This window comes from Microvirga sp. 2YAF29, from assembly GCF_052114605.1.
Classification (GTDB): Bacteria; Pseudomonadota; Alphaproteobacteria; order Rhizobiales; family Beijerinckiaceae; genus Microvirga.
Map to the genome: position 1 here is coordinate 208,505 of NZ_JBFRFB010000001.1, position 25,984 is coordinate 234,488.

Consider the following 25,984-nt stretch of genomic DNA (forward strand, 5'->3'; position numbering starts at 1 on the left):
GACTGTCCTTTCCTTGCGTTGTCTGAGGAGTCCGCGATGTCCGAGTTGATCGGGCTTTTCAATCTGCTTGCGCCGTTTTTCGGCTTGATTGCGCTCGGATTTTTCTGCGGCAAGGTGGTCAAGCAGCCCGAAGGCGGGCTCGCCTGGATGCAGTTCTTCCTGATCTATGTGGCGCTGCCCTGCCTGTTCTTCCGGCTCATCGCCGACAAGCCGCTGGATGAACTGGCGAACTGGCCCTTCATCGCGGCTACGACATTCTCGACAGCTTGCGCCTTCGCCCTGTCCTTCGCCGCGGGCTGGCGTTACACGCGGGAGTTGCCGCAATCGGTGATGCAGGGCGTCGCCGGTTCCTATTCCAATATCGGCTATATGGGGCCGCCGTTGATCCTGGCTGCCATCGGCTCATCGGCGAGTGCGCCGGTCGTGCTGATCTTCGTCTTCGATACGCTTTTCCTGTTTTCCATCGTGCCGCTGCTGATGTCGCTGGCCGGTATCGACAAGCTCACCCTTGGAGCCACGATCCGTAAGATCGTTTGGCGGGTCGTCACCCATCCGTTCAACATCGCCACCGCCGCCGGCATCATGGCGAGCTACCTCCACCTCAAATTGCCCGGTCCTATCGACCAGATGGTGACTTGGCTCTGGGGAGCGGCCGCGCCCTGCGCACTCTTCCTGCTCGGCGTCACGGTGGCTATGCGGCCGCTGAAGCGAATTCCAGGCGAGGTGCCCGTCCTCGTGCTGATCAAGCTGGTGCTTCATCCGCTTCTTGTCTGGGTCGTTCTTTCAGCTATCGGCGATTTCGGGCAGGATTGGACTTATGCGGCCATTGTCATGGCGGCGCTGCCGCCGGCTCTGAACATCTTCGTCATCTCGACCCAGTACAATGTGGGCGTCGAACGCGCCTCGGCCTGCGTCCTCATCGGAACGCTGGTTTCTATGGTGACGCTGACAGCCGTGCTCTACCTCACCACGAGAACCGGCATTCTGCCTTACGATCTTTTTCCTTAAGCGGCGGAGGCATACTGCATCAGGCGAGGTGCTCCCACGCGAGGAAGAACGCCTTCACGCATGACGATCCTCCGCAGCGGCCCGATATGGCTCAGCACCAGCAGGCCTGCGCCGCGCAAAAAGTCAGCCGGGATCATGCCGGCGAGGAGAGTGCGGTTTAGGCCATCGACAGCAGCTGTCCGCAGGCGCACATCGAGATCGCGGCTGCGTTGATAGATCCGTATTGTCTCTGCGGAGCCGGGTTCCTCGCCCTCCTCGAAGGCGTCGAGAACGGCATCCCTCAATGAAGCAACGTCCCTGAAACCGAGGTTGAGACCCTGCGCGCCAATCGGCGGGAACACATGCGCTGCTTCGCCGACCAAAGCGAGGCGCGGAACGCCGTATCGGGAGACCGAGAGGCCGCTCATGGGCACGAGCCCGCGCGGACCATCGATCCGCATGGTACCGAGAATGTAATGGGCCTGCCGCTCGATCTCGGCGGCCAGAGCCTTGTCGTCCAGTTTCGAAAGCTGCTCGGCCTGCTTCTGGCTCGTCACCCAGACGAGGCTGGAGCGTTTACCGGGCAGAGGGACGAGCGTGAAAGGCCCATGGCGCGTGTGAAATTCGGTCGAGGTCTCGCGATGCTCGCGGTCATGCGCCAAAATCGTCGTGACTGCCGATTGGGGGTATGACCAGGTCTGTGTCTCGATCCCGGCTATCTGGCGTAAGCGTGAATTACGTCCGTCGGCTGCGACAACGAGGCTGGCCTGGATCTCCGATCCATCGGCCAGTGTGATCGAGGCGTGTTCTGGACCAGCATGAAAGGCCGTCGCGAAATGCGGCACCAAGGTCAGGTCTTCATGGGCCTTCGCTGCCTCAGCCATCTTTTCCACGAGGGTTGCGTTCTCGATGTTCCAGCCGAAGGCATCGAGTCCGATTTCGCCTGCGACGAACGAGGCCGTCGGCGGGCGGAACAGGCTGCCCGTATCGTCGATGATACGCATGGTCTCGAGCGGGGCGGCTTCCGGTCGGAGAGAAGGCCAGACGCCCAGCGCCTCCAGAAACCGGACCGAGCCGTTGAGCAGTGCCACGGTGCGGCCATCGCGCCGGGTATCCAGGGCACCGATGAGAACGGTCTTGAATCCATCCTGTGCGAAGGCGATTGCGGCGCTCAAACCAGCCGCTCCCGCGCCCACGACAGCAATGTTATAGGATGTCTCGTTCACGCTCTTCTCCCGCCATCTGCCTGTGGACGGCTTGCCGACTCACCATAAACCATGGATTCGCCATTGCCGATCCATGTGCCGCATCCCTATGATCTGGATCAATGGTTCCTTCGAAACCCGCTTCAACATTTAAGTCAGAGACGCTTGCGTGAAGGCAGACGCATCACCACCCCGAACGCCCCTCGTCGAGCTTAAAGGCATCAGCAAGCGTTACGGCGAACTCCTGGCCAATGATGGCATCGACCTGGCCATCGAGCCGGGCGAGATCCATGCGCTTCTCGGTGAGAACGGCGCGGGCAAATCCACGCTGGTCAAAATCCTCTACGGCGTCATTGAGCCGACCGCGGGCGAGATCCGCTGGGAGGGCAAGCCCGTCACCATCGCTTCTCCGGTAGAGGCGAGGGCGTTGGGCCTCGGCATGGTGTTCCAGCATTTCTCGCTCTTCGACGAGATGACCGTCGCTGAGAACATCGCAGTCGCGCTCTCCAACGAATGGAGCCTCGCTACGGTCCGCAGCCGCTTGAGCGAGATCAGCCGCACCTACGGCCTTGCGCTCGATGCCGACCGCGCGGTGTGGACCCTCTCGGCCGGCGAACGCCAGCGCATCGAGATCGTGCGTTGCCTCCTGCAGAACCCGCGCCTGCTCATCCTGGACGAGCCCACCTCCGTGCTGACGCCGCAGGAGGCGAAGCATCTGTTCGTGACGCTCGACAAGCTCTCCGCCGATGGCTGCTCCATCCTCTACATTTCCCATAAGCTCGAGGAAGTGCGCCGTCTCTGCCGCAGCGCGACGATCCTGCGGGCGGGGCGTGTTGTGGCGAGCATCGATCCTCGTGCCAGCAGCGCGCGCGAGATCGCGGCCCTCATGGTCGGCAACGAGGTCGGCGAAGTTCGAACGGATGCGCCGCATAAGCCGCAAGGCTCGGTCCTGGCGGTGGATCGCCTCTCCATGCCTCCAGCGGGATTGCACGGGCAAGCCCTGAAGGACATCAACCTCGTGGCGCGGGCAGGCGAGGTCGTCGGCATCGCAGGTGTGGCGGGCAACGGCCAGAGCGAACTGTTCGCCGCCCTGTCCGGCGAGCGCCTCGCCGAACGAAACGATGCAATCACGATTGCAGGCCGGCCCTGTGGCGCGACCGGTATCGATGGGCGGCGCAAGCTCGCCGCGGCCTTCGTTCCCGAAGAGCGGTTAGGGCACGCAGCAGCACCCACGCATAAGCTCAGTGAGAACACCCTGATCTCGCACGCGGCGACGGAAGTCAGCAGCACCGGTTTCATTCTGCTCAATGCCGCGAAGCGCCTCGCCAGCAGCATCATTAGGGCCTTTGACGTTCGTACCCCCGAGGGCGATCCGCAGGCGCGAAAACTCTCCGGCGGCAACCTGCAGAAATTCGTGATCGGCCGCGAGATCATCCGCAAGCCCAAGCTGCTGATCGTCGATCAGCCCACCTGGGGCGTGGATGCGGGCGCGGCCCGGCTGATCCGGCAGTCGCTTGTGGATCTCGCCCGCGATGGCAGCGCCGTCGTGGTCGTGAGTCAGGACTTGGATGAATTGTTTGAAGTCGCGGACCAGATGGCGGTGATCCACCAGGGCGCTTTAAGCCCGTTGAAGCCCATCGGTGAATGGACCAAGGAGGCGGTCGGCCTTGAAATGCTAGGCGTTGCTCGAACTCACGGGGATGCTCATGCGGTTTGAGCTGACGCCCCGGACCACCGTGTCTCCGGTGATGCGGGCGCTCGCCCCGGTCGCCGCGTTCATTACGGCTTTCCTGATCGCAGGTTTCGTCATCTGGCTCATGGGCCGCTCGCCTATCGCGGCCTTCGATGTCTATGTGCTGCAGCCGCTCAGCGACCCCTGGTCGCTGCAGGAACTGCTCGTGAAGGCGACGCCGCTCGCGCTCATCGCCATCGGCCTGTCGTACTGCTTTCGTGCCAATCTCTGGAACATCGGCGCGGAGGGGCAATATGTCATCGGCGCCGTTCTCGGCAGCTGGCTTGCCCTGAAGACCCATGGCACCGATGCGGGCTTCTGGGTACTGCCGCTCATGCTGCTGCTGGGCATCATCGGCGGCGCTCTCTATGGCCTGATCCCGGCTTTCCTGAAGACCCGGTTCGGGGTCAATGAAATCCTCACCAGCCTGATGCTGGTTTATGTGGCCCAGCTCATCCTCGACTACCTCGTGCGCGGCCCCTGGCGTGATCCGAAGGGATTTAACTTTCCGCAATCGGTCACCTTTGATCCGTCCGCGACCTTACCGCCCGTGATCGAGGCGAGCCGGGTACATCTCGGTACGGTTTTTGCCCTCGTCGCAGTGCTTGTCACCGCGGTAGTCCTGGGGCGGACCCTGTTCGGTTATCGTCTCAAGCTGACCGGGGATGCGCCCCGTGCCGCGCGGTTCGCGGGCTTCAGCTCCAAGGCGACGACCATGGCGGTCTTCGCGATTTCGGGCGGACTGGCGGGTCTTGCCGGCATCGCCGAGGTATCGGGCCAGATTGGGCAGCTCCAGCCCTCGATCTCGCCGGGATACGGGTTCACGGCCATCACGGTCGCATTCCTGGGCAGGCTTAACCCCATCGGTATTCTTATCGCAGCGCTCGTCGTGGCGCTGACATTCATCGGCGGCGAGAGCGCGCAGATCATGCTGAAGTTGCCGCTCGACCTGACGCAGGCCTTCCAGGGCATCCTGCTCCTCTGTGTGCTCGCGGCAGACGCCCTGGTGAGCTACCGCATTCGTTTCGTCACACGGGGAGGGGCCAAGTGACCATCTTTGAGGCCATTCTCCTCACCATCGTCACCGCATCCACGCCGCTCCTGATTGCCGCTCTCGGGGAACTCGTGTCCGAGCGCTCCGGCGTTCTGAACCTCGGCGTCGAGGGTATGATGGCGATGGGGGCCGCGTGTAGCTTCGCCGCTGCCGTCACTTTCAACTCGACGCTGCTCGGCGTTAGTGTCGGGATGCTCGCCGGAGCCCTCATGGCGGCTCTGTTCGCCCTGGTCGTTCTGGGTTTTGCCGCGAACCAGGTCGGTTCGGGCTTGGCGCTGACTATATTCGGGCTCGGCCTATCCGGTCTGATCGGCGCTCCCTTCGTCGGCGCACGCCGCGATCCCGTATCGCCCGTGGACGTTCCCTTCCTGAGCGATATCCCTGTCGTTGGCCGCCTGTTTTTTGAGCAGGATCTTTTCGTTTACGCATCCTTCGCCCTGACGATCCTGGTCGCGATCTATCTCACCCGGACACGATCCGGCCTGACCCTGCGTTCCATTGGCGAGAACCATACCTCGGCCAATGCGCTGGGGCTGCCTGTCTGGCGGGTGCGCTTCTGGGCCATTGTGTTCGGCGGCGCCTGCGCTGGCTTAGCCGGGGCTTATCTCGCACTTGTCTATACCCGTTTCTGGTCGCCCGGCATGACGGCGGGCCGAGGCTGGATTGCGCTTGCGCTCGTGGTTTTCGCGGCCTGGCGGCCCGGCTGGCTGCTGGTTGGAGCCTATATCTTCGGGGCCGCGACCGTGCTCCAGCTCCATGCCCAGGCGGCGCAGTTCGGCGTGCCCTCGCAACTGCTCTCGGCGGTGCCTTATCTCGCCACGATCATCGCCCTGCTGCTCCTGTCGCTACGGCATGGCCGAGCTATTGGAGCGCCTGGTTCTCTGGGTACGCCGTTCGTGCCTGACCGTTAGGCAAAGTGGTGTTAATCTGATCAAATTGCAGGCAGAGGAATTCTTGCCAGAAGCCTTAAGACCTGCGACGGAATGGTTGAATTCTAAACTCGAGGGAACGAGCATGTTTTCAGGGAAAGTCTTTGGAGCCGTTGCGGGGGCTGCGGTTCTGGCTCTGTCTGCCACCGGCGCATTCGCGCAGGCGAAGGACAAGATCAAGGTCGGCTTCATTTATGTGGGTCCGGTGGGCGACCACGGCTGGAGCTACCAGCACGACCAGGGCCGCCAGGCCATCGAGAAGGCCTTTCCAGGCAAGGTGACCACCACCTTCGTGGAAAGCGTGCCGGAGGCCGATTCCGAGCGTGCCATCGAGCAGCTGGCCCGTACCGGCCACGACCTGATCTTCACGACCTCGTTTGGCTTCATGGAGCCGACTCTCAAGGTCGCGAAGAAGTATCCGAACATCAAGTTCGAGCACGCCACCGGCTTCAAGCGGAACCCGAACCTCTCGACCTATGCGGCGAAGTTCCATGAGGGCCGCTACATCATCGGCAAGATCGCCGGCAAGATGACCAAGTCGAACACCATCGGCTATGTAGGCGCTTTCCCGATCCCGGAAGTGGTCGCCGGTATCAATGCTTTCTACCTTGGCGCCAAGTCCGTGAACCCGGACGTCAAGATCAAGATCGTGTTCGCCAACACCTGGTATGACCCCGCGAAGGAAGGCGATGCCGCCAAGGCTCTGCTCGACCAGGGCGTAGACATGCTGGCCCAGCACACGGACAGCCCGGCTCCGATTCAGGCAGCCGAGGCGCGCGGCAAGTTCGGCTTCGGTCAGGCCTCCGACATGGAGCGCTTCGCTCCCAAGGCCCAGCTGACCGCCATCGTCGACAACTGGTCCGACTATTACGTCGCCCGCGCCAAGGCCGTTCTCGATGGCACCTGGAAGTCGGAAGACACCTGGGGCGGCATCAATGCCCACATGGTCGTCATGTCGCCCTACAAGAACATGCCCGACGACGTGAAGAAGCTGGCCGAAGAGACCGAAGCCGCCATCAAGTCAGGCCAGCTCAACCCCTTCAAGTGCCCCATCATCGGCCAGGACGGCAAGGAGATCGAGTGCAAGGGCAGCGGCGCTCTCTCGGACGAGCAGGTGCTCGGCATGAATTTTTACGTGCAGGGCATCGAGGACAAGATCCCGCAATAAGGCGGTTTCTCCGATTGAATACGAAGGCAGCCGAGCGATCGGCTGCCTTTTTCGTTTCGGGGACTATCTCCACCGACAGGTTCAGGAAGGTGCACGATGGCGCAGCAGAATAAGATCAGGCCGGGAGAAGACGACATCCTGATCGTCGTCGATGTGCAGTACGATTTCCTGCCCGGCGGCGCTCTGGCCGTGCCTGATGGCGATGCGGTGATCGCGCCCATCAACCGGGTGGCGAAGGCCTTCCGCCATGTGGTCCTCACGCAGGACTGGCACCCGGAGGGCCATGCCTCCTTCGCCTCCAGCCATGCCAAGCAGCCCTTCGACACGACCGAGCTGCACTACGGCACGCAGGTGCTTTGGCCGGATCACTGCATTCAGGGCACAACGGGCGCGGAGATTTCCCGCGACCTTGAGATTCCGCATGCGCAGATGGTCATCCGCAAAGGTTACAATGCGCGGATCGACAGCTATTCGGGTTTCAAAGAGGCCGACCGCGAGACCTCGACCGGGCTGGCGGGGTATCTGAAGGAGCGTGGTTTTCGACGGGTGTTCTGCGCCGGCCTTGCGCTCGATTTCTGCGTCGCCTGGACAGCCCTCGATGCGGCCGAGGCAGGGTTCGAGACCTACCTCATTGAAGACGCCTCGCGGGCCATCGATGCAGACGGCTCACTCGCCAAGGCGAAGGCCGATTTGAGCGCGGCTGGAGTGAGGCTCATCCGCAGCGAGCAGATCTAGGTCTAGATCACCGCCGTCATGGCCGGGCTTGTCCCGGCCATCCCGATCCGAAAAGTGCGCCATTTCAATCGATCGGGATCACCGGCACGAGGCCGGTGATGACGTCCGAGGTGAATGACAAGGCACCGTGCCTTAAACAATCGTCCCGTGAAGGTCGTATTCGTCCGAGCTTTCGATCTTCACATTCACGATCTCGCCCGGCTTGAGCGGCGTCTTCGAAGCCACATAGACCACGCCGTCGATCTCAGGCGCGTCGTACTTGGTGCGGCCCGTGGAGACCGTCGCGCCATGTTCGTCGATGATGACGGGCAAGGTCTTGCCGACACGGCCTTTCAGAAGCCCGGCACTGACTTCCTGCTGGGTTTGCATGAAGCGGTGCCAGCGCTCCTCCTTCGCCTCGTCCGGCACGGCGCCGGGGATGTCGTTGGCGGGAGCGCCCTGGACCGGCTCGTACTGGAAGCAGCCGGCGCGGTCGATCTTGGCTTCCCTCAGCCATTGCATCAGCAGGTCCACATCCTGCTCCGTCTCGCCGGGGAACCCGACGATGAAGGTGGAGCGGATGGCGAGATCCGGGCAGATCTCGCGCCATTTCTTGATGCGCTCCAGGGTCTTCTCCTGGTTGCCGGGGCGGCGCATGAGCTTGAGCACGCTCGGCGAAGCATGCTGGAAGGGAATGTCGAGGTAGGGCAGGATCTTGCCCTCTGCCATGAGCGGGATGACTTCGTCCACATGCGGATAAGGGTAGACATAGTGCATGCGCACCCACATGCCGAGCTCGCCCAGCTCTTTGGCGAGTTCATAGAAGCGGGTACGGACCTCCCGGTCCTTCCACATGCTCGGCTGATACTTGATATCGAGGCCGTAGGCGCTGGTATCCTGAGAGATGACCAGGACTTCCTTGACGCCGGCTTTCGCAAGCTTCTCGGCCTCGCGCAGCACATCCCCAATGGGGCGGCTGACGAGGTCGCCGCGCAGCTTGGGGATGATGCAGAAGGTGCAGCGATTGTTGCAACCTTCTGAAATCTTTAAGTAAGCGTAGTGTCGCGGCGTCAGCTTCACGCCTTGGGGCGGCACGAGATCGAGGAACGGATTGTGGGCCGGCGGGACGGCTTTGTGAACGGCCGAGACCACAGATTCATAGGCCTGGGGGCCCGTGATCGCCAGGACGTTCGGGAACTGCTCGCGGATCTGCTCGGGCTCGGCGCCCATGCAACCGGTGACGATGACCTTGCCGTTCTCGGCCATGGCCTCGCCGATAGCTTCCAGGGACTCGGCCTTGGCGCTGTCGAGGAAGCCGCAGGTGTTGACGATGACCACGTCGGCTCCGTCATGCTCCTTGGTCAGCTGGTAACCTTGGGCGCGAAGCTGGGTGATGATGCGCTCAGAATCGACCAGGGCTTTGGGGCAGCCCAGGGACACGAACGAGACTTTGGGTGCGGGAGCATTCATCCGCCAAATCCAATCTAGAAACTATTCTGACATCCGGTTGGCGCCCCGAATGGCGCCGCATCGCCGAAAAAAGCATGGCAAGAACTGCCCTCTGGTCGATGCCGCGCTCCGCGCTGAGAAGCGCGCGACTGAAACGCGGGAAACGCTTACAACACCCTGTGTTCCTTTACAACACTGGCCTTCCTCGTGCCCGGCCTGCCTGCGGCAACGTGATGCCGCAGGCAGGCCGGAGACCTGAAAAGGCTGGAAAATCGCCGGCTCATTGTCTCACATTGCGGGTTCAGGTTTTTAATGATTGGAGAATGCCGTGTCATCCATCGAGACCTACCTGCCTAAAGCACGGATTGCCTATCTTTCGATGGAGATCGCGATCCGGTCCGAGATGCACACCTATTCGGGCGGACTGGGCGTTCTGGCTGGCGACACGGTGCGCTCTGCGGCGGATCTGGCGCTTCCCATGGTCTTCGTCACGTTGGTGAGCCGCCAGGGCTATCTACGACAGGAAATCGACGAGGATGGACGGCAGGTCGACCGCTCCGATCCGTGGGATGTGACGGAATGGGCCACGCCCTTGTCTCCCGTCCAGGCGGCGATGATCGAAGGCCGTCCTGTCTGGGTGCGTCCCTGGCTCTACGAACTCACATCCTCCCATGGCAACAAGGTGCCTGTCCTGCTCCTCGACACGAATGTGGAGCAGAACGATCCGCAGGACCGCACCATCACCGATTGGCTCTATGGCGGCGATAACGAATATCGCCTCAAGCAGGAGATTATCCTCGGCGTCGGGGCGGAACGCGTTCTGCTGGCGCTTGGCTTCCGGATCGAAACCTATCACCTCAACGAGGGGCATGCCGCGCTCCTGCCGCTCGCACTCCTGCGCCATCATCCACGCCCCGAGAACGCTGCTTCCGGAGTGCTGCCCTACGATGTGGAGGCGGTGAGGAAGCAATGCGTCTTCACCACCCACACGCCGGTCGAAGCTGGACATGACCGGTTCGGGTACGGCGATGCCACGCGCGTTCTCGGCGACTTCGTTCCCCTCGATCACCTGAAGGCGCTGGGTGGGCACGAAAATCTCAACATGACGACATTGGCGCTGAGTCTGAGCGGATACGTGAACGGTGTCTCTCTTCGTCACGCGGAGGTGACGCGGCATATGTTTCCCGGTCACCGCATTCACGGGATCACCAACGGCGTGCATCTCGGACAGTGGACGCATCCGCTTTTCGCACGGTTGTTCAGTAAGATCGCGGCGGATTGGGAGGACAGGCCGGAAGTCTTGTCCGATATCGAACAGATCGGAGATGAAGAGATTTGGGGCGCGCACGAAAGCGCCAAGCGTGAGCTTGTCGATCTCGTGCGCGAGAGAACAGGCGCGACGCTCGATCCGACTATACCGATCGTCAGCTTCGCGCGCCGCATGACGAGCTACAAGCGTCCAAGCCTGATCTTCAGCGATTGGGCGCGCCTTCTCGACATTCACCGCCGCTTTCCGTTTCAGATCGTGTTCTCAGGAAAAGCACACCCGCGCGATGAAGGCGGCAAGGCCATGATCCGCGAGATCACGAGTCAGGCACAGGATGCCCGCATTCCGGTGGCATTCGTGCCGAATTACCAGATGGAAATCGCCCGCACGCTCGTCGCAGGCAGCGATGTTTGGCTGAACAATCCCATACCGCCTTTGGAGGCTTCCGGCACCAGCGGCATGAAGGCTGCCGTCAACGGCGTTCTCAACCTGAGCACTCTCGACGGCTGGTGGCTGGAAGGCTGCGAGGAGGCGGTGACGGGCTGGGGCATCGGCCAGCAGGAAAATCCTGACGAACACGCCCGGGCTCTGTACGAAAAGCTGGAAGGCGTCGTGCTGCCTCTCTTTGCGCATGATCGGCCCCGCTGGATCTGGATGATGAAGCAGGCCATCGGGCAGATCGGTCCGGTCTTCAACACACGCCGCATGATGCAGGCCTATGCCAGGGAGGCCTATGGCCTGCATTTGCCGGATTGATGACGATCAAGCAATTGCCACGCAGCCGACCTTATACTCGCTCGGAGGACAGGAGGTCGCCATGTTGGGCTGGATCGTTCGAGGCTTGATGATCGGTGCCGGTGTTATCACAGCCATCTTCATGGCGAAGGATGCTCCCTTATACGGGGTCGTGCAAACGCCCCTCGCAATCGGGCTTCTCACGCTGTTTGTCGCCATCGTAGCTTTCTGGCCGCAGCGCTGGATACCGAAATTCGATCGGTGGCACAGGCGCCAGTGAGGTTCAGTCCAGATACGCGAACCCGCCTTCAGCAAGGCCGCGCTTCCAGTGGTTCAGCACGTGGATCCTGTCGCGGTCGAGCCCGGGCTTTGTTTTCATGTAGTTTCGGATCGAGCGCGCGCATACGCTCTCGGCACCCGCCCATACCAAAACGCGGCTGTCGGAGGGCCATGCGGTGGCCTTGACGGCGTCCTGTAGTGTCTCCGATCTGTGCGTCCCGCAGAGCCAGCGGACATCCACGCCCGAGGGCTTGGTGAACACCTGCATCTCGGATTCATCCGGGATCTCGATGATGGCCTGCCCCTTGGCTGTCTCGGGCAGATTTTCCAAAATGAAGGCTATGGCGGGCAGGGCGGTATGGTCGCCTGCCAGAAGATACCAGTCGATGTTCTGGCTGGTCGGGCAGCCCGGTCCCCACAAGCCCACAGTATCGCCGGCTTGTGCCCGCGCGGCCCAGGCCGACGCGATGCCGCGGTCTCCATGCATGACGAAATCGACATGCATCTCCCCTGCCGTCTTATCGAACCGCCGGACGCTGTAGGTGCGCATGACGGGCCGCCTTTCGACCGGTGGCCATACCAGACGACCTTCAGGCGACAAGGTGGGCCATTCCGGCTCCACGCCCTGCGGCGGGATGAGCAGCTTGATATAGGGACCCAACGCATTGCTCGGCACGTCGAAGGTTTCGAGATCCTTCCCGCCCAGAACGATCCGTCGCATGAGAGGCGTCAGGTCATAGGCGCGCACGACATGAAGCATGCAGAGCTGCAGCTTCGGCTCGTCGCGGGGCACAGCCTTGGTCAATGCCGACATGTGGTCGATCCTATGGTGAGAATGCTCATCCTTCGCGCCTCGTGAGATGCCAGATCAGGTACGGAACCCCGATCAGGCCTGCCACGAGACCGGCAGGCAATTGGAATGGGAAGATGACGATGCGACCGAGCCAGTCGGCCGTTACCATGATGAGTGCCCCGATCAAAACCGCGCCGATCACCTGCTCCAGCACGCGCCGCAAGCCGAGGGCGCGTGCCAGATGAGGACCGACAAGCCCGGCAAAGGTGAGGGGGCCGATAGCGAGCACGGATGCGGCCGTCAGCAGGGATGCGAGAACCATGATCGTGAGACGTGCCCGCCCGAGGCCGATGCCTAATTCCCGCGAGGTTTCCTCGCCCAGAGGGAGAATGTCGAGCCAGCGGGAGACAAGGGGAGCCATCGGCAGCAGCATCACGGCGACGGCCAAGGTGGTCCACAGGGTTGCGTAATCGGCCTTGTAAGTCGAGCCGGCGAGCCACGAGAGGAGTTGCGATGCCCGTGGGTCGCCCCATGCGAGAAAGCTAATGATGATGGCATCGAGGAAGGCGCTGAGCGCGATACCGGTGAGCAGGAGCTGATCGGGCGCCATGCGCGATTTCGCGCCGCGCCAGAGCAGGATGGCGAGAACGGCAAGCGCACCCGCGAAGCTGAAGGCTGTCTGCATGCCGCGGCCCGGCGCGGTGCTCACGATCATGCTGATCAGCACGCCGATGGCGACGCCGGTTCCGATGCCGAGAACTTCCGGGCTCGCGATGGAGTTGCGCGTCAATCGCTGTAACAGAACGCCCGCCATCCCGAGCATCCCACCCGCCAGGAGAGCGACGCCGATGCGCGGCACCCGCCATTCCGACAGGGCGGCAAGAGTGGCGCCATTCGCAATCGACCAGCCGCTCGCCGTCCGGCCCAGGAAGATCGCGACGACAGTCATCCCGACGAGCGCGGCGATGAGGATCGGGAAAAGTCGTGCGGGATCGTAGTTCTTGCTTTGCAGGGCAACACTCGCTGACAGATCGTTGCCCGTTGTGCAGAGTTGCGGCAGAAGCCACAGCAGGAGGGGAGCGCCGAAGAGCGCGGTCACCGCGCCCGTGGGCAGAAAATCCGAGAAGCTGCCGCTGAATGTCTGAACCGCCTGATCGACAAAAACCAAAAGGCCCGCACCGATGAGCGGCGCAAGAAGGAGGCGCTCCTGAAGACGGCGCGCGCCCGCAAACCGGGCGATGTGAGGAGAGGCAAGGCCGATGAAGCCGATGATCCCCACTGCCGAGGTCACAAAAGACGTCAGCAGAACGGCGACGAGCAAAGCCGCTAATCGAAGAAGACGAAGGGAAACGCCGAGCGCATTGGCGCTCTCGTCGTCAAGCGTCAGGACGATCAAAGGGCGGGCGAGCAACGCCGTCAGAACGGCGCAGACGATAAAGCGCGGCAGGAGATAGGTGACGACGGACCAATCCTGCTGGATGACGGAGCCGGCGCCCCAGATGAACAGGGCCGAGATATATTCATGGTTCAGGAGCTTCAGGGCGACGATCAGGGAGCCGCAGAACAGGCTTGTGACAAGCCCGGTCAGAATGAGGGTGAGGGCAGAGAAACCGCGTGCCGAGGAGACGGCGAAGATCACAGCCGTGACGGTCAGCGCGCCGAATACGGCAACGAACTCACGGCCCACGCCGAGGAGGAACGGAGCCCAGATCGTCGCGATCACGAGCGCGAGCTGCGCTCCGGTCTCCACACCAAGCGTCGTCGGCGAGGCAAGCGGGTTGCGCAGCACATGCTGGAAGATGACGCCTGCAAGCCCGAGCGCTGCACCGCAGAGCGTCGCCGTCACGAGACGCGGCAGAGCGGCATAGTGGAACAGGAGCTGGCGCGTATCTTGGATGGAAGGCTGCAATGCAGCATCGAACCAGAGCGCGAGCGGCAACTGGTTGCCCAAGCGCAATAGAGCCCAGGCGAGAGCAAGCACCATGAGCCCGGTGCCGAGGAGCACGGCGCGTTGAGGATGGCTAGCTTGCATGACTGCCCTCAGGGCCCAGAATAGCTTTCGTCAGGCTTCGGGCGAAGCGCACAGCTGTCGAAACATCGCCGAAGGCCCAGCAGGTCGGGAGCGTTGCAACACGGCCGGCGCGAACGAAGGGCAGGCTTTGCCATAGACCGGAGCCGGAACGGGTCAAGGGTGCATCGGCTGGAACGGGTTCGATGGCGAAGAGCTGCGCGTCGGTGAAGGGCGCCAATTCATGAGTGCCGACGAGGGAAAAGCCCCAGAAATTCGTGGGGCTCTTCCAGGCGTTCTGTAAACCGAGGCGGTCCAGCACATTTCCGAACAGGCTTTCCTGCCCATAGATGCGCGTGTGGCGGCTGTCCATGAATCCCGCGAGCAGGAGAGGTGCTACGGGCCGGCCATCCAGCGCGCGGCGCAAAGAGGCGAAGGTTTCCTCCGCACGCGTAATGACGTCCTCCGCCTGCTTCTCTGCCTTTAGAACAGCTGCGACCTCTCGCAGAACCTGAATGGAGCGGTTAAGCGGCTGCCCTTCTGGGGTGTAAGTCGCATAGGAGCGGGTCGGCGCGATGCGCTCGATCATCGGGCGCACGCCTTCGCTGAATGGCGTGGTGAGGATCACATCTGGCTTGAGCGTTGCGAGAACTTCGAGATTGGGTTCCGTGCGCAGGCCCACATCCTGAACGACGGCGGGAATCGGAAAGTCATTGGCCCAGCGACGATACAATTCGATTTCGGCAATGCCTGCGGGCACGATTCCGAGCGAGAGGACCGAGGTCGTCAGGCCCCAGTCGAGAATGGCGACACGAGGCGACGAGACTTGCGCCCATGCGGGCGTCATCTGCGGGGCGAGGAGCAGAGCAGCAAGGCATTCACGTCTGCTGACGCCCTTCATCATCGCGCGAAACCCACAGGCGTGTCGAAGGCGGGATGCCGGATGACCTCCATGGGTACGCCGTAGACCTTCTCCAGGACATCGGCCTGCATAAGTTCCTGCGGCGTTCCCTGTGTCAGGGTTCTGCCCTTCTGGAGCGCGATCAGCTCGTCGCAGAAGCGGGCGGCCAAATTGATGTCGTGGAGGATCGCCACCACGCCGAGATTTCGGCTGCGACTGAGGCTGTTGAGAAGGCGCAGCACCTCGATCTGATGGGCAAGGTCGAGGGCGGAGGTAGGCTCGTCGAGAAGGATGAAGCCGCTGTCCTGCGCCACCAGCATGGCGATCCACGCCCGCTGACGCTCGCCGCCGGACAGGGTGTCGATGAGGCGGTCGGCAAAATCGTTCAGCTGCGTCAGCTCAAGGGCCTCCGCCACCCGCAAGTGATCCTCCGGCGTCACGCGTCCGAGCGGGCCATGCCAGGGATAACGACCGAACCGCACGATCTCGCGCACGGTGAGGCCTGTACTCATCGGGGCCTGCTGAGGGAGGTAGGCAACATGACGCGCGAAGGCTCGCGCGCCGAATTTGTCGATAGGCGTTCCGGCATAGACGATCCTGCCGCCGCTCGGCTGCATCTGGCGGGCGAGCAGCTTCATCAGCGTGGACTTGCCCGATCCATTATGGCCGATGATCCCGTAGACACGACCGCGCTCGAGGGACAGAGATGTCGGCGCAAGCAATGTGTGCCCATCGATGGAAAGCGTCGCGCTCTCCATCGTGAAAACGGGATCTGCCAGCCCCGAGAGATCGGAGCTGGCTGCAGTTTCGTTCTGCCGAAGCACGGCCTGAATTACCACTTGTAGCTCGCGCTCAAAGTGGCCCGGCGGCGGTCGCCGTAGAAGCAGGCATTCTCCGAGGAGCAGGAGCCGACATACACGTCGTCGAACAGATTGGAGACGTTGAGGGCAACGCGCCAGTTGTCCTTCTCGTAGTGAATGGCGGCATCGGCCACCGTGTAGCTCGGTACCTTCAGGGTGTTAGCCTGATCCGCATAGGATTCGCCGACAAAGCGAACGCCCGCGCCGACGCCGAAGCCCTGGAATGTGCCTGACTGCACAGTGTAGTCGAGCCACAGGGAGCCGAAGGTCTCCGGTACACCGACCGGAACGAGGCCGACATTTGCCGGGTTGAGATCCCTCGTCGTCTCCAGGTCATAGAAGGTGTAGGCGCCGATGAGGTTGAGGCCTTCCATGAGATTGGCATTCACCTCGAACTCCACACCCCGCGACCGCACTTCACCGGTCTGCACCTGGTTTAGGATGTTGTCAGGATCGGTGGTGAGCACGTTCTGGCGCTTGATATCGAAGAGCGAGACACCCACGAAGCTGTTCATGCCGACCGGCTGATATTTCACGCCGACTTCAATCTGCTCGCCGGTTTCCGGATCCAGCGGACGTTGGGTCGCGCTGTTGGTGCCGATCAGCGGGTTGAAGGAGCGCGAGTAGGTCAGATACGGCGCAATGCCGAAGTCGGTGTTGTAGATAAGACCGGCGCGGCCGCTGAACTTGTGATCGTCGCCATCCGTGCTGGCGCCCGGGAACAGGTAGTTCGTCGTATCCGTGTTCACCCAGTCATGGCGCCCGCTGAGCACGAGGGTGAAGCGGTCGATCTTGATCTGGTCCTGAACATAGGCACCGACCTGCGACTGCACGATGTTGTTCAGCGTGTAACGCGAGGTAGGGGCGGAAACCGGAGTATAGACCGGGTTCAGCATGTTGAGCGACGGGCCCATCTCGAAGCCCTGGTTGTCGTCGATGCTGTAGCGCTTGTAGTCCAGGCCGAACAGCAGGGTATGTGCGAGCGGGCCGGTGACGAACTTCGTCTCGGCCTGATTATCGACGGTGAACAGATCGACGCGCGGCGTCGTGATGAAGTTGCCTCGGGACAGGAGAGCTTCGGTTGCTGTCGGCGGTGCCGCATAGCCAAGACCGTAGAGAGTCTGGAAGTCGATCGTCAGGTGATTGTAGCGAAGGTTCTGGCGGACGGTCCAAGAATCGTTGAACCGATGCTCGAACTGATAGCCGATCATCGCCTGCTCGCGTTCGAACGAGTCGTATCCGGGGTTGCTGGTGAACAGCTTGGTGGAAATGCGGCCATACGGAGCCGGAACCACGGTTCCCACATAGGGAAGGAAGTTCTGGCCATTCGTCTTGTCGCGCTGATACGAGCCGAGAATGGTCAGCGTCGTATCGTCGTTGGGCTTCCAGGTCAGGCTCGGAGCGATGAAGGCACGATCATCGTCCGTGTAGTCGACCTGCGTGTCACCGATGCGGCCGAGGCCGACAATGCGGTAATAGAACTGGTTGCCGTTGGAGTTGCCATCAAGCGCGACAGGGCCACCGAGGTCGAATGCGCCATAGGCGTTGCCGTAATTATTAATACCGAAGGTAACCTCGCGGGACGGGGTCATCGGAGGCTTTTTGCTGATGGCGTTGAGCATGCCGCCAGGATTGTTGCCGCCGTAGAGGACCGAAGTGGGACCACGCAGAACCTCGATGCGCTCTAGGCCGTAAGGCTCGAGCTTGAAGGTCGCGAATGCGGTCGAGAACAGCTGCAGGGAGTCGAGATAATAGCCGGTGTCCTGCGCAGCGAAGCCACGGATCAGGAACCAGTCGTTACGCGGATCGCCGCCGAAGCTCTCGGAGCGGATGCCTGGAGAATAGCGTGTGGCTTCCACCACCGTCTGCGCGCCTTGATCGACGATCTGCTCGCGACCGATAACCGAAATAGCCTGTGGCGTCTCGATGATCGGTGTGTCGGTCTTGCTGCCGCTCGTGGTGCGCGTGGCGACATAGCCGTTGACCGGACCGGTGCCGCTTTCGCCCTGTCCCGTCACCGTGACGGTCTCGAGCTGGATTACGCCAGAAGGTTGCGCAGCAGTTTGTGCATGCCCGACCTGCGCCGCGAAAACGAGGCCGCCGAGTGCCGTCGTTGCAAGGAGCCCCTTAAGCCCAACCCGCCGGAGCGAGCTGCCTGTTACCTGAATTTTTGTCATTTCTTATCCTGACCGGAGAGGTTAAAGGCCCCGCCCGTTGCTGCATTATGTGGAGAGATTTGAACTCTCCGTGTGCTGTTGCCTCGGCATGCCAAGCCTTTTGCGAGCGTGCGGTCCCTCTCAGCGTGTGAAGTTGAAGTTCAGCGGAATCTCGAAGGGAGGCAGCCGCGATGGAAGGCCAGCCGGTATAGGTGGCACCGACGAGCCTGCGCGTGTCGCTGCAAGCGCAGCCGCGTCGAGAGCGGGATGTCCAGCGCTTTGAATCAGAGTCACGCTGATAATCGTGCCTGAGGGGTCAATGCTGAACCGAACTTTCGCAATTCCTGAAGTGCCTAGGCTCCCTGCTCCGCTAGGGAATCGAAGGCGTCGGCGTACGGCTGCTCCAACGGCAGCTCTGTACCGGCTCATCAAGTTGGGATCGCCCGACGCTGCCGCGCCGCCTAGATTTTCGCGCGATGCGGATGCTTGTCCTTGACGTGCATCCGCGGCAGGCGGTTGCTGCTCTCGGGGTTCACGGCGAGGCGTGGGGTTCGGCTTGCGTTCCACCGGCTTCGGCGGAGGCGGCTTCACGGGCTTGGGAGCAGGTTTCTCCGGTACGGTCTGGGCCGTGACAGTTTCCTGCGGCGGGATGACTACTGCGTCTTCAGTCACGACGTTTTCAACCGGCGACGCTTCGATGGAGAGGGCCTCGATCATCTGCGGCTCGACTGCTTCCACCTCTTCCTCGACAGCAGCGGTCTCTTCGAGCGGTTCTAGGGGTGTAGCCTCGACCTCGGTCGGAGGCACGTCGGGAGCGGAGACTTCCGCCGGCGCGACCGACTCGACGTTCAGCATAGCCGGAGCCAGATCGATAGTGATCTCCTGCTCACCCGGGCTAATGTCGTCCTGCGACTGCCAATAAGCCAAGGCCAGCAGGCCAACGGCATGGAGAGCGAGCGCAACGAGAAAGGCCGCTCCGATGCGGCCTGGTTCCTGCGCTGATCTGATGCTCTGAACGGACATAGGGATTGCGGGCGCTTTATGGTGTCGGCCCGCTCGGGGCCTGCGTGACGAGGGATACCTTGCTGAAGCCTGCGGCGTTGATCTGGCCCATCACCTCAATGATGCGTCCGTAAGGCACAGCGCGGTCGCCGCGCACGAGGACGACCTGCGCCGGGTTGGCGCTTGCGAGTCCGCGAAGGCGCGGCATCACGGCCTCGGGAGCGAGCGGCTCCTTGTCGAGGAAGGGCTGGCCCCGCTCATCGATGGTCACGACGACAGGCTGCTTGGGTTGCGACACTTTCGGCGCCGCCGTTTTCGGCAGCTGCACGGGCACGCCGACGGTCATGAGCGGCGCTGCGACCATAAAGATGATGAGCAGCACCAGCATCACGTCGACAAGCGGTGTGACGTTGATCTCGGAGAGAGGAGCTGCGCCGAAATCGTCATCTGAGTCCTGCGAGCGGAACGATCCCATACCCATTATTCGGCGGCCTCCGACCGAACATGGAGCTTGCGGTCGCGGGCGAGGCGATCACCCAGCGAGGCAATGCCTGCGATGAAGGATTGTTGGAGCCTGCCGAGATCGGTGGTGAGCTTGTTGTAGGCGACCACCGCCGGAATGGCCGCCACGAGGCCGATGGCGGTTGCGAACAGGGCTTCCGCGATGCCTGGAGCGACGACCGAGAGGCTGGTGTCCTGGCTTGCCGCAATCGCGGAGAAGGAGTTCATGATTCCCCACACCGTACCGAACAAACCGATGAAAGGAGCCGCCGAGCCGGTGGTGGCAAGGAACGCGAGGCCGACCTGAAGACGGCGCATATCGGCGGACAGCGCTCCGCGCATGGCGCGCTCGATGCGCTCGCGCCGCTCGGCGCGGCTCTCCGAGGCATCCTGGTCGCGCCAGGCCTCATGGCCGGCGGCAACGATGTGGCCCGCGGAGCCGGGCATCTGCGGGGTGAGCCTGTCTCCGGCGCGGGCGGCAGCTTCGAAACCACGGGCCTGTTTGCGCAGGGCCATGATGCGAACGAGCTTGTCGAAGATTATCGTCCAGCAGCCGAGGGAGGCGAGGACGAGCATGATCATCACGCCCTTGACGATGGGATCCGCCTGAAGGAACAGGCTGAGGAAGGAAAGATCATGATGTGGGGCAGCGGCGGCAACTTCGTTCATCGTTCCATTCTCACTTCGCGAAAGGCACAGACTCGGCCTTGGAGGCGGTCTCGATAGCCGACAGGCATTCCTCACGGGATGAGGCCGCGCCCTCGCAGGACACGACATCGTTGAGGAGAACACGACCGATGCGCTGGCAGCTCAGGCCAGGAAAGTCGAACAGCTTGATGAGGGTCTTGCGTCCGGGAACCGGACCGACTTCGACGGCAAGACGCTTGGCAGCGACACCATCGGTGTCCAGGGCAAAGAGATCGAGTTTCAGGGAGCGCCAGGCCTCGGCGCTCTTGTTGTCGATGAGAAAATAGGTCCGGCAGTTTTCGCCCGCAGCCTCAACCTTGTTCAGCTCGATGCGCACAGGTGCAACGGATTGCGGATGCTCCTGGGCGAGGGCAGGGCTCGTAAGGGCTGCCAGAATGGTGGCGCCTCCCATCAGGGTCCAGGCAGCAATCTGCTTGTCCAAGCGCATGAACTCGTTCTCCTTATGCAGACAAGCGTCGACGTTGCGCGGCAAGCTGTGCAGGCTCGTCGCGTTTGAAAAGAGACGCCTGTCGCGGAAGTCATCGGCAGGTTCGATCAGTCGCCCATGCAATGGAGCACCCAAGCGGCGACGCTCAGGAATTATCTGAAAGAATGCAGGTGAATCAAGGCCTTAGGGTAAAATCAGAGGCATTCTAAAAGACAGCTTAGGGCTTTGGGAAATGAGGGAAAATTTCTTCTTTAAAACCGCTTAAAAGTATTTTTCCGCTGTATTCGTCAGCTTGGCTCCAAGGGGAGCGCCCTAAATAAGCTCCAAGAGCCGAAGCCTATTCCTACCCGAAGGGGAGCCGGAAGCCGGCTGATGTAGCAAAGTAACAAGAGCGGCATATCGCGTTCATGGAGAAAAGCATGGAGACGAAAGAAGTACACCTCGGACGCCTGATCGATCACATCCAGCTCGTAGTTCGCGACTTGGCGGCAAGCCGGCGGTTCTATGAAGCCGTTTTCAAGGCGCTGGGTGTTCCGATCAGCGGCAGCGGCGATACCTATTTCTGGGTCGACGAGCTCTTCATTTCATCGGCCGATAGCGAAGCGGCTCATGGCAGGCTGACAGGCCGCCACCATATCGCGTTCCAGGCCAAAGATGAGGCGATGGTACGGGCATTTTATGATGCGGCGCTCAAGAGTGGCGGACAGGATAACGGCGCGCCGGGAGAGCGTCCGTATCACCCTGGCTACTATGCTGCATTCGTGCTCGATCCGGACGGTAACAATATTGAAGCGGTCTATCACGGGCCATCAAAGCGCAATGTCGATTCAGTGCACATAACGTTCTGAAGATACTTTGTTTCATAGACGAGCGCGTAGTAGCGCAGCCCTTTCTCGACAGAACGCAAAGACTGGAAGACACTTCTACCGGCAAGGCTTAAGGCTGAAAGTATGCGCGTTCGATTCAGTTATCAATTGTCCATCACGGCGCTTTTCGTTGCCGTGGTGCTTTCAGTTGGCCTTTCCCTGGTTTTTCTGAGCTTCGACCGAGCCCGGTCGATCACCCGCACAGCAGCTCTGGCCTTCATCAATCGCGTCGCCGACCATACGGCGGATAGGGTCGACGGGCAGTTCAAGGACATTTACGATATCCTTGAGGTGCTGAAGCAGCTTCAGCCCGTCGAGTCCGGCACGATCTTAGGGAATCCTTCTCTCTACGCCACGCTGGCCGCGCTTCTCCGGCGCCATGGGCAGCTCTACAATCTCTATATCGGCTATGACGACGGTGCGCTTCTCGAACTCGATGCGTTGGATCGGGCAGGGTCCGCCGCCCGCGCCACACTCGACGCGCCGAAAGACGCTGTCTTCAGACTGAGCATCATTGATAAGGCCCCGGGAGACAGCTCGCGGACGCAGTTCACATTTTACCTCGCCTCCGATCTCTCGATCATCCGGGAAGAGAACCGCGTAGCCGACTACGACCCACGGGAAAGACCGTGGTACATGGACGCTTTCAAGCCTGGCGCCAGTGCGATCACGGAGCCTTACGTATTCAAGTTGGCCAACCTGATCGGTTACACCGTCCGCGCGCCATTCCCCGAGGGAAGGCGTGGCGTCGTCGCTGGAGACATTCTCCTTGCCGACACCGAAGCCTATCTCAAGTCACAGCAGCTCGGTGAATCCGGGGTCGTCTTTCTTTTCGACGACGACGGTCGCGTCGTTGCGCATCCTCAGATGTCCGAGACTCTGAGCACCCAGACGTCCGGCGCCCCGCTCGATCTTCCGAGGTTCGACAAGCTCATTCCGGTCGATATATCGCGTCCCATGAATGCATGGCAGCAGGGTGGTGCGGCGCAGCAAATCTTTGAGGCATCGGATGGGGAGACCTATGTCGCAGCGTTCCGCTCCATCCCGACAGCAGGTTCGTCCGGTCTCGGCCTTGCGGTGCTAGCGCCTCTCGACGATTTCTTCGGAGAAATCGAGGCGGACCGCCGCCGTCTGGTGTTCTTGGCACTCGCCTTCGTGTTTGCAGCCCTCCCTATCGTATGGGGGATTGGTTCCGTCATGTCGCGCTCTATGAAGGCGCTGGCTGCGGAGACAGACCGCATTCAAAGGTTCCAGACGGATGGCTCCAGAGGCGAAGTCCGCTCGATCATTCGCGAAATCGACAATCTCGGGCGTTCGATCACAACCATGCGCACGGTCGTACGCACATTCGCGAGCTTCGTGCCGAAGCGGCTTGTCCAGCAATTACTCGATACGGGCGATGCCCTTCGGCTGGGCGGATCGCGGCGGGAGGTGACGATCCTTTTCACGGACATCACGGGTTTCACCAACATCACGGAGAAAGCCGATCCGGAACAGGTGATGATCCAGACATCCCGCTACCTCGCCGTTCTGTCCGCGGTGATCACGGAGCATGGTGGAACGGTCGACAAGTTCGTCGGCGATGCCGTCATGGCGATCTGGAATGCTCCAGCCGACGATCCGGATCATGTGGCCCATGCCTGCGCCACCGTGCTGGCATGCCGGAACGCGATCAACAAACTGAACGCCGAGTTCGAAACCGAGGGTTGGCCAGCCTATAAAACCAGATTCGGGCTTCATGTCGGAGAAGCCGTCGTCGGCACCATCGGCTCCGACGACCGCATGGCCTACACGGTGCTCGGCGCAGCCGTGAACCTCGCGGCGCGGCTGGAGCCGCTCAACAAGGAATACGGCACTGAGATCCTGGTCAGCTCCGCAATCGTGGAACAGGTAGCGGACCGCTTTGCATTTCGCCCTGTAGATACCATTCGGCCAAAGGGTTTCGAGGCCAGAATCGAGATTTTCGAGCTTTGCGGGAAAGTGCAGGATGCATCTGTCCTAGTGCCCTTGGCGGATGTGAACTTCGGCCGCAAAGGGAAGGGATAAGGCAGTCGATCTCTGCATATCAGGGGAACATGATCTCCAGCCCATACGTTGAGCTTGACCAGAAGGGAGCAATCATGGACGCGAGCTCATACGTTCCTTACTGTGGATTTCCTCCGGTCCCGGGCCAGCTCACGTGGAATCTGGATCCTGTGCTCATCGCTCTCCTGACGGCAGTTCCCGTCCTTTATGGGATCGGAAGTGGACGCCCGGGAAAAACGGACCGGCTGAGGCAATTGTCCTTTTATCTCGGCTGGGCCATCTTGGCAGCGGCTCTCGTCTCACCCTTGTGCAATCTCAGCGTTGCGCTGTTCTCGGCACGCGTGGCGCAGCACATGATTGTAACGCTCGTAGCTGCTCCGCTGATCGTTCTCGGTAAGCCGGGAGCGGCGTTCCGTTCCATGCTTCCGACAGGTTCGGCGCTCCGCTCCCCACGGATGGGAGATGGGATCCTTCAGCTCGTGGCGACAACGGGTTTTGCCGCGGCCCTTTGGGTCTGGCATCTGCCGGGACCGTATGATGCCACCCTTCAAAGCGATGTCATTTACTGGACCATGCATGCGACCATCTTCGGTACGGCCCTGCTCCTCTGGCACGCTTTGTTCCGGCGCCTGAATTGCGTGTCCTCCGCTCTTCTGGTGGGGTTTGGCAGCACGGTTCAGATGAGCCTTCTCAGCGCCCTACTGACTCTCGCGCCGCGTCCGCTCTTCGTGTCTCACGCCGGGACGACCTGGCCTTGGGGCCTGTCGCCTCTGGAAGATCAGCAGCTCGGAGGCCTGATCATGTGGGTGCCGGGAGGAACGCTCTTCACACTCATCGGCGTGCTGGCTTTCGGGGCTTGGCTCAAGGCATTGTCGGGAGATGCCTCGGTGCGGCAGGTCTCCTAAACATCCAAGCCGCGTTTACTTGTTATAAATTCTAGCCACGCAGCGGCAAGCTGTAATTGGGGCTGGTGGGAGCGGCCATGTGCATGCCATGGGAGGTCGACCCCGCTATGGTATCCTACCATGGAATTTCACACGGACCCGGAGCTCGTGCATGCCCAAGGCCCTCGTCATCGGCATCGGTGCAGGCAACCCTGAATACATCACCGTTCAAGCCATCAATGCGCTGAACAAGGTCGATGTGTTCTTCGTCGCGACCAAGGGAGGCGACAAGGAAGACCTTGTGCAGTTACGGCGGGAAATCTGTGACCGCTACATCACGGACCGGGCCTACAGGATCGTCGAATTCGAGCAGCCGACGCGAGGAGATGCATCCGAATCCTACAAACTGACGGTCGAACAGTGGCACGACGCGATTGCGAGCAGGTACGAAGCGTTCCTCAGGGAGGAGCTCGGCGAGGGCGAATGCGCCGGCTTCCTCGTCTGGGGAGACCCATCACTCTACGACAGTACCTTGCGCATCCTTGCTGCTGTGCAGGGCAGGGGGCGTGTCGACATCGAATACGAGGTGATCCCAGGCATCACCAGCGTGCAGGCGCTCGCGGCCCGGCACAAGGTGGCGCTCAACACGATTGGCGAAGCCATCCAGATCACCACAGGCCGCAGGCTTGCTGAGGGCTTTCCCAGCAACGCCGACAACGTCGTGGTCATGCTCGACGGCCAATGTTCATTCCGCAGCATCCCGCCTGACGACGTGGAAATCTATTGGGGCGCGTATCTCGGAACGGACGACGAGATCCTGATGTCGGGCCGGCTGGGAGACGTCATGGACGACATAGAGCGTGTCCGCAGCGATGCCCGCTCAAGGAAGGGCTGGATCATGGACACTTATCTGCTCAGGAAAAACAGGCCTTAAGTCCTCAGAGTCTGAACGATGGCGGCGTGCCGTCATCCCGAATTCCCCGCAGCCGTAAAAACCCGCGTATCAGTCGAACCTTGCGCCACAAGTAAGCCAGCATTAGGTTCAACCAATATGGGTGACTTGGTGTTGCCTTTGCAAGAGCATCCCGAATGCCGATATTGTCTCCCGAACAATGCCGTGCTGCACGCGGTCTCCTCGACTGGACTCAGGAGGAGCTTGCCGAACGGGCCGAAGTGTCACGCAGCACCATCCGTGACTTCGAGAACGGTCGCCATCACCTCCATCCTGCGACGGCGGCCCAGGTTGTCGCGGCCCTCGACAAAGGCGGTGCATTGCTGATTGCCTCCGACGAGGCCGGGCCCGGAGTACGGTTTCGGAAGCCTTTAGCTTAAGG

At 61.5% G+C, this 25,984-nt stretch carries 24 protein-coding genes; 13 read left to right on the top strand and 11 right to left on the bottom strand.

The genetic code is table 11. The features are described from left to right. Positions 1 to 36: 36 nt before the first annotated feature. Positions 37 to 1,008: an AEC family transporter gene (locus AB4Y85_RS00960; RefSeq protein ID WP_441982972.1), complete on the top strand. Its 972-nt coding sequence runs from the start codon at positions 37 to 39 to the stop codon at positions 1,006 to 1,008. On the opposite strand, the gene AB4Y85_RS00965 is transcribed toward AB4Y85_RS00960, so the two are convergent. After that, positions 1,005 to 2,213, bottom strand: a complete 1,209-nt coding sequence (locus AB4Y85_RS00965) for a UbiH/UbiF family hydroxylase (RefSeq protein ID WP_441982973.1) — start codon at positions 2,211 to 2,213, stop codon at positions 1,005 to 1,007. The two genes, AB4Y85_RS00960 and AB4Y85_RS00965, sit on opposite strands and share 4 nt — an antisense overlap. A 148-nt stretch (positions 2,214 to 2,361) precedes the next feature. On the opposite strand from AB4Y85_RS00965, the gene AB4Y85_RS00970 reads away from it, so the two are divergent. The 5 genes from AB4Y85_RS00970 to pncA all read left to right on the top strand — a co-directional run bounded on the left by AB4Y85_RS00970 (position 2,362) and on the right by pncA (position 7,810). Then, the gene (locus AB4Y85_RS00970; RefSeq protein ID WP_441982974.1) at positions 2,362 to 3,909 is read left to right on the top strand and encodes an ABC transporter ATP-binding protein; all 1,548 of its coding nucleotides are present in this window, start codon (positions 2,362 to 2,364) and stop codon (positions 3,907 to 3,909) included. Then, entirely contained in the window at positions 3,899 to 4,975 is a 1,077-nt protein-coding gene (locus AB4Y85_RS00975) for an ABC transporter permease (protein WP_441982975.1), read from the top strand. The genes AB4Y85_RS00970 and AB4Y85_RS00975 overlap by 11 nt, the downstream gene beginning before the upstream one ends. After that, complete coding sequence (locus tag AB4Y85_RS00980; RefSeq protein WP_441982976.1) at positions 4,972 to 5,889, top strand: ABC transporter permease; 918 nt, start codon at positions 4,972 to 4,974, stop codon at positions 5,887 to 5,889. The genes AB4Y85_RS00975 and AB4Y85_RS00980 overlap by 4 nt, the downstream gene beginning before the upstream one ends. Positions 5,890 to 5,992: 103 nt before the next feature. Then, entirely contained in the window at positions 5,993 to 7,075 is a 1,083-nt protein-coding gene (locus AB4Y85_RS00985) for a BMP family ABC transporter substrate-binding protein (protein ID WP_441982977.1), read from the top strand. 96 nt (positions 7,076 to 7,171) lie between these two features. Continuing rightward, positions 7,172 to 7,810 carry a bifunctional nicotinamidase/pyrazinamidase gene (pncA, locus tag AB4Y85_RS00990; protein WP_441982978.1) on the top strand — a complete coding sequence of 213 codons (639 nt, stop codon included), beginning with the start codon at positions 7,172 to 7,174 and terminating at the stop codon, positions 7,808 to 7,810. Between the two features lie 132 nt (positions 7,811 to 7,942). Here the strand turns inward: pncA and rimO are convergent, their stop codons facing one another. Next, positions 7,943 to 9,259: a 30S ribosomal protein S12 methylthiotransferase RimO gene (rimO, locus tag AB4Y85_RS00995; RefSeq protein WP_441982979.1), complete on the bottom strand. Its 1,317-nt coding sequence runs from the start codon at positions 9,257 to 9,259 to the stop codon at positions 7,943 to 7,945. 307 nt (positions 9,260 to 9,566) lie between these two features. Here rimO and glgP point away from each other — a divergent pair, with 307 nt between their 5' ends. Continuing rightward, on the top strand, positions 9,567 to 11,261 hold the full coding sequence (gene glgP / locus AB4Y85_RS01000; RefSeq protein WP_441982980.1) for an alpha-glucan family phosphorylase: 1,695 nt from the start codon (positions 9,567 to 9,569) through the stop codon (positions 11,259 to 11,261). Between the two features lie 61 nt (positions 11,262 to 11,322). After that, the gene (locus AB4Y85_RS01005; protein ID WP_441982981.1) at positions 11,323 to 11,520 is read left to right on the top strand and encodes a hypothetical protein; all 198 of its coding nucleotides are present in this window, start codon (positions 11,323 to 11,325) and stop codon (positions 11,518 to 11,520) included. Between the two features lie 3 nt (positions 11,521 to 11,523). Here AB4Y85_RS01005 and AB4Y85_RS01010 read toward each other — a convergent pair whose 3' ends face one another. From AB4Y85_RS01010 to AB4Y85_RS01050, 9 genes are all read right to left on the bottom strand, one after another. Then, complete coding sequence (locus tag AB4Y85_RS01010) at positions 11,524 to 12,333, bottom strand: siderophore-interacting protein (protein ID WP_441982982.1); 810 nt, start codon at positions 12,331 to 12,333, stop codon at positions 11,524 to 11,526. Between the two features lie 25 nt (positions 12,334 to 12,358). Continuing rightward, on the bottom strand, positions 12,359 to 14,344 hold the full coding sequence (gene fhuB, locus AB4Y85_RS01015) for a Fe(3+)-hydroxamate ABC transporter permease FhuB (RefSeq protein WP_441982983.1): 1,986 nt from the start codon (positions 14,342 to 14,344) through the stop codon (positions 12,359 to 12,361). After that, positions 14,334 to 15,224 carry an ABC transporter substrate-binding protein gene (locus tag AB4Y85_RS01020; RefSeq protein ID WP_441982984.1) on the bottom strand — a complete coding sequence of 297 codons (891 nt, stop codon included), beginning with the start codon at positions 15,222 to 15,224 and terminating at the stop codon, positions 14,334 to 14,336. Before AB4Y85_RS01020 ends, fhuB begins: the two co-directional genes overlap by 11 nt. Further along, the gene (locus tag AB4Y85_RS01025) at positions 15,221 to 15,979 is read right to left on the bottom strand and encodes an ABC transporter ATP-binding protein (RefSeq protein ID WP_441983229.1); all 759 of its coding nucleotides are present in this window, start codon (positions 15,977 to 15,979) and stop codon (positions 15,221 to 15,223) included. Before AB4Y85_RS01025 ends, AB4Y85_RS01020 begins: the two co-directional genes overlap by 4 nt. A 74-nt stretch (positions 15,980 to 16,053) precedes the next feature. After that, positions 16,054 to 18,258, bottom strand: coding sequence for a TonB-dependent siderophore receptor (locus AB4Y85_RS01030; protein ID WP_441982985.1), 2,205 nt, complete (start codon positions 18,256 to 18,258; stop codon positions 16,054 to 16,056). A 120-nt stretch (positions 18,259 to 18,378) separates the two neighbouring features. Then, on the bottom strand, positions 18,379 to 19,260 hold the full coding sequence (locus tag AB4Y85_RS01035; protein ID WP_441982986.1) for an energy transducer TonB family protein: 882 nt from the start codon (positions 19,258 to 19,260) through the stop codon (positions 18,379 to 18,381). A 16-nt stretch (positions 19,261 to 19,276) separates the two neighbouring features. Next, entirely contained in the window at positions 19,277 to 19,720 is a 444-nt protein-coding gene (tolR, locus tag AB4Y85_RS01040; protein ID WP_441982987.1) for a protein TolR, read from the bottom strand. Continuing rightward, positions 19,720 to 20,409: a MotA/TolQ/ExbB proton channel family protein gene (locus tag AB4Y85_RS01045; protein WP_441982988.1), complete on the bottom strand. Its 690-nt coding sequence runs from the start codon at positions 20,407 to 20,409 to the stop codon at positions 19,720 to 19,722. Before AB4Y85_RS01045 ends, tolR begins: the two co-directional genes overlap by 1 nt. Before the next feature lie 10 nt (positions 20,410 to 20,419). Further along, the gene (locus AB4Y85_RS01050; protein ID WP_441982989.1) at positions 20,420 to 20,875 is read right to left on the bottom strand and encodes a Tat pathway signal protein; all 456 of its coding nucleotides are present in this window, start codon (positions 20,873 to 20,875) and stop codon (positions 20,420 to 20,422) included. Between the two features lie 419 nt (positions 20,876 to 21,294). Between AB4Y85_RS01050 and AB4Y85_RS01055 the strand changes: the two genes are divergently transcribed. From AB4Y85_RS01055 to AB4Y85_RS01075, 5 genes are all read left to right on the top strand, one after another. Beyond that, the gene (locus AB4Y85_RS01055) at positions 21,295 to 21,723 is read left to right on the top strand and encodes a VOC family protein (RefSeq protein WP_441982990.1); all 429 of its coding nucleotides are present in this window, start codon (positions 21,295 to 21,297) and stop codon (positions 21,721 to 21,723) included. A gap of 102 nt (positions 21,724 to 21,825) precedes the next feature. Beyond that, positions 21,826 to 23,787, top strand: coding sequence for an adenylate/guanylate cyclase domain-containing protein (locus AB4Y85_RS01060; RefSeq protein ID WP_441982991.1), 1,962 nt, complete (start codon positions 21,826 to 21,828; stop codon positions 23,785 to 23,787). A gap of 74 nt (positions 23,788 to 23,861) precedes the next feature. Further along, positions 23,862 to 24,671 (top strand): cytochrome c oxidase assembly protein, encoded by an 810-nt coding sequence (locus AB4Y85_RS01065; RefSeq protein ID WP_441982992.1) that lies wholly within the window; start codon positions 23,862 to 23,864, stop codon positions 24,669 to 24,671. Positions 24,672 to 24,822: 151 nt separating this feature from the next. After that, positions 24,823 to 25,584, top strand: coding sequence for a precorrin-6A synthase (deacetylating) (gene cobF / locus AB4Y85_RS01070; RefSeq protein ID WP_441982993.1), 762 nt, complete (start codon positions 24,823 to 24,825; stop codon positions 25,582 to 25,584). Between the two features lie 155 nt (positions 25,585 to 25,739). Then, on the top strand, positions 25,740 to 25,982 hold the full coding sequence (locus tag AB4Y85_RS01075; protein WP_441982994.1) for a helix-turn-helix transcriptional regulator: 243 nt from the start codon (positions 25,740 to 25,742) through the stop codon (positions 25,980 to 25,982). Positions 25,983 to 25,984: the final 2 nt, after the last annotated feature.

Excerpts from the sequence above, each read along its gene's own strand:
- AB4Y85_RS01020 (WP_441982984.1), bottom strand. The coding sequence starts at position 15,224 with ATGATGAAGGGCGTCAGCAGACGTGAATGCCTTGCTGCTCTGCTCCTC.
- AB4Y85_RS01035 (WP_441982986.1), bottom strand. The coding sequence starts at position 19,260 with ATGTCCGTTCAGAGCATCAGATCAGCGCAGGAACCAGGCCGCATCGGA.
- AB4Y85_RS01065 (WP_441982992.1), top strand. The coding sequence starts at position 23,862 with ATGGACGCGAGCTCATACGTTCCTTACTGTGGATTTCCTCCGGTCCCG.
- AB4Y85_RS01010 (WP_441982982.1), bottom strand. The coding sequence starts at position 12,333 with ATGTCGGCATTGACCAAGGCTGTGCCCCGCGACGAGCCGAAGCTGCAG.
- AB4Y85_RS00985 (WP_441982977.1), top strand. The coding sequence starts at position 5,993 with ATGTTTTCAGGGAAAGTCTTTGGAGCCGTTGCGGGGGCTGCGGTTCTG.
- AB4Y85_RS01060 (WP_441982991.1), top strand. The coding sequence starts at position 21,826 with ATGCGCGTTCGATTCAGTTATCAATTGTCCATCACGGCGCTTTTCGTT.
- AB4Y85_RS01025 (WP_441983229.1), bottom strand. The coding sequence starts at position 15,979 with ATGGAGAGCGCGACGCTTTCCATCGATGGGCACACATTGCTTGCGCCG.
- tolR (WP_441982987.1), bottom strand. The coding sequence starts at position 19,720 with ATGGGTATGGGATCGTTCCGCTCGCAGGACTCAGATGACGATTTCGGC.
- AB4Y85_RS01055 (WP_441982990.1), top strand. The coding sequence starts at position 21,295 with ATGGAGACGAAAGAAGTACACCTCGGACGCCTGATCGATCACATCCAG.
- rimO (WP_441982979.1), bottom strand. The coding sequence starts at position 9,259 with ATGAATGCTCCCGCACCCAAAGTCTCGTTCGTGTCCCTGGGCTGCCCC.
- fhuB (WP_441982983.1), bottom strand. The coding sequence starts at position 14,344 with ATGCAAGCTAGCCATCCTCAACGCGCCGTGCTCCTCGGCACCGGGCTC.
- AB4Y85_RS01075 (WP_441982994.1), top strand. The coding sequence starts at position 25,740 with ATGCCGATATTGTCTCCCGAACAATGCCGTGCTGCACGCGGTCTCCTC.
- cobF (WP_441982993.1), top strand. The coding sequence starts at position 24,823 with ATGCCCAAGGCCCTCGTCATCGGCATCGGTGCAGGCAACCCTGAATAC.
- AB4Y85_RS00975 (WP_441982975.1), top strand. The coding sequence starts at position 3,899 with ATGCGGTTTGAGCTGACGCCCCGGACCACCGTGTCTCCGGTGATGCGG.
- AB4Y85_RS01050 (WP_441982989.1), bottom strand. The coding sequence starts at position 20,875 with ATGCGCTTGGACAAGCAGATTGCTGCCTGGACCCTGATGGGAGGCGCC.
- AB4Y85_RS01005 (WP_441982981.1), top strand. The coding sequence starts at position 11,323 with ATGTTGGGCTGGATCGTTCGAGGCTTGATGATCGGTGCCGGTGTTATC.
- AB4Y85_RS01030 (WP_441982985.1), bottom strand. The coding sequence starts at position 18,258 with ATGACAAAAATTCAGGTAACAGGCAGCTCGCTCCGGCGGGTTGGGCTT.
- AB4Y85_RS00960 (WP_441982972.1), top strand. The coding sequence starts at position 37 with ATGTCCGAGTTGATCGGGCTTTTCAATCTGCTTGCGCCGTTTTTCGGC.
- pncA (WP_441982978.1), top strand. The coding sequence starts at position 7,172 with ATGGCGCAGCAGAATAAGATCAGGCCGGGAGAAGACGACATCCTGATC.
- AB4Y85_RS01045 (WP_441982988.1), bottom strand. The coding sequence starts at position 20,409 with ATGAACGAAGTTGCCGCCGCTGCCCCACATCATGATCTTTCCTTCCTC.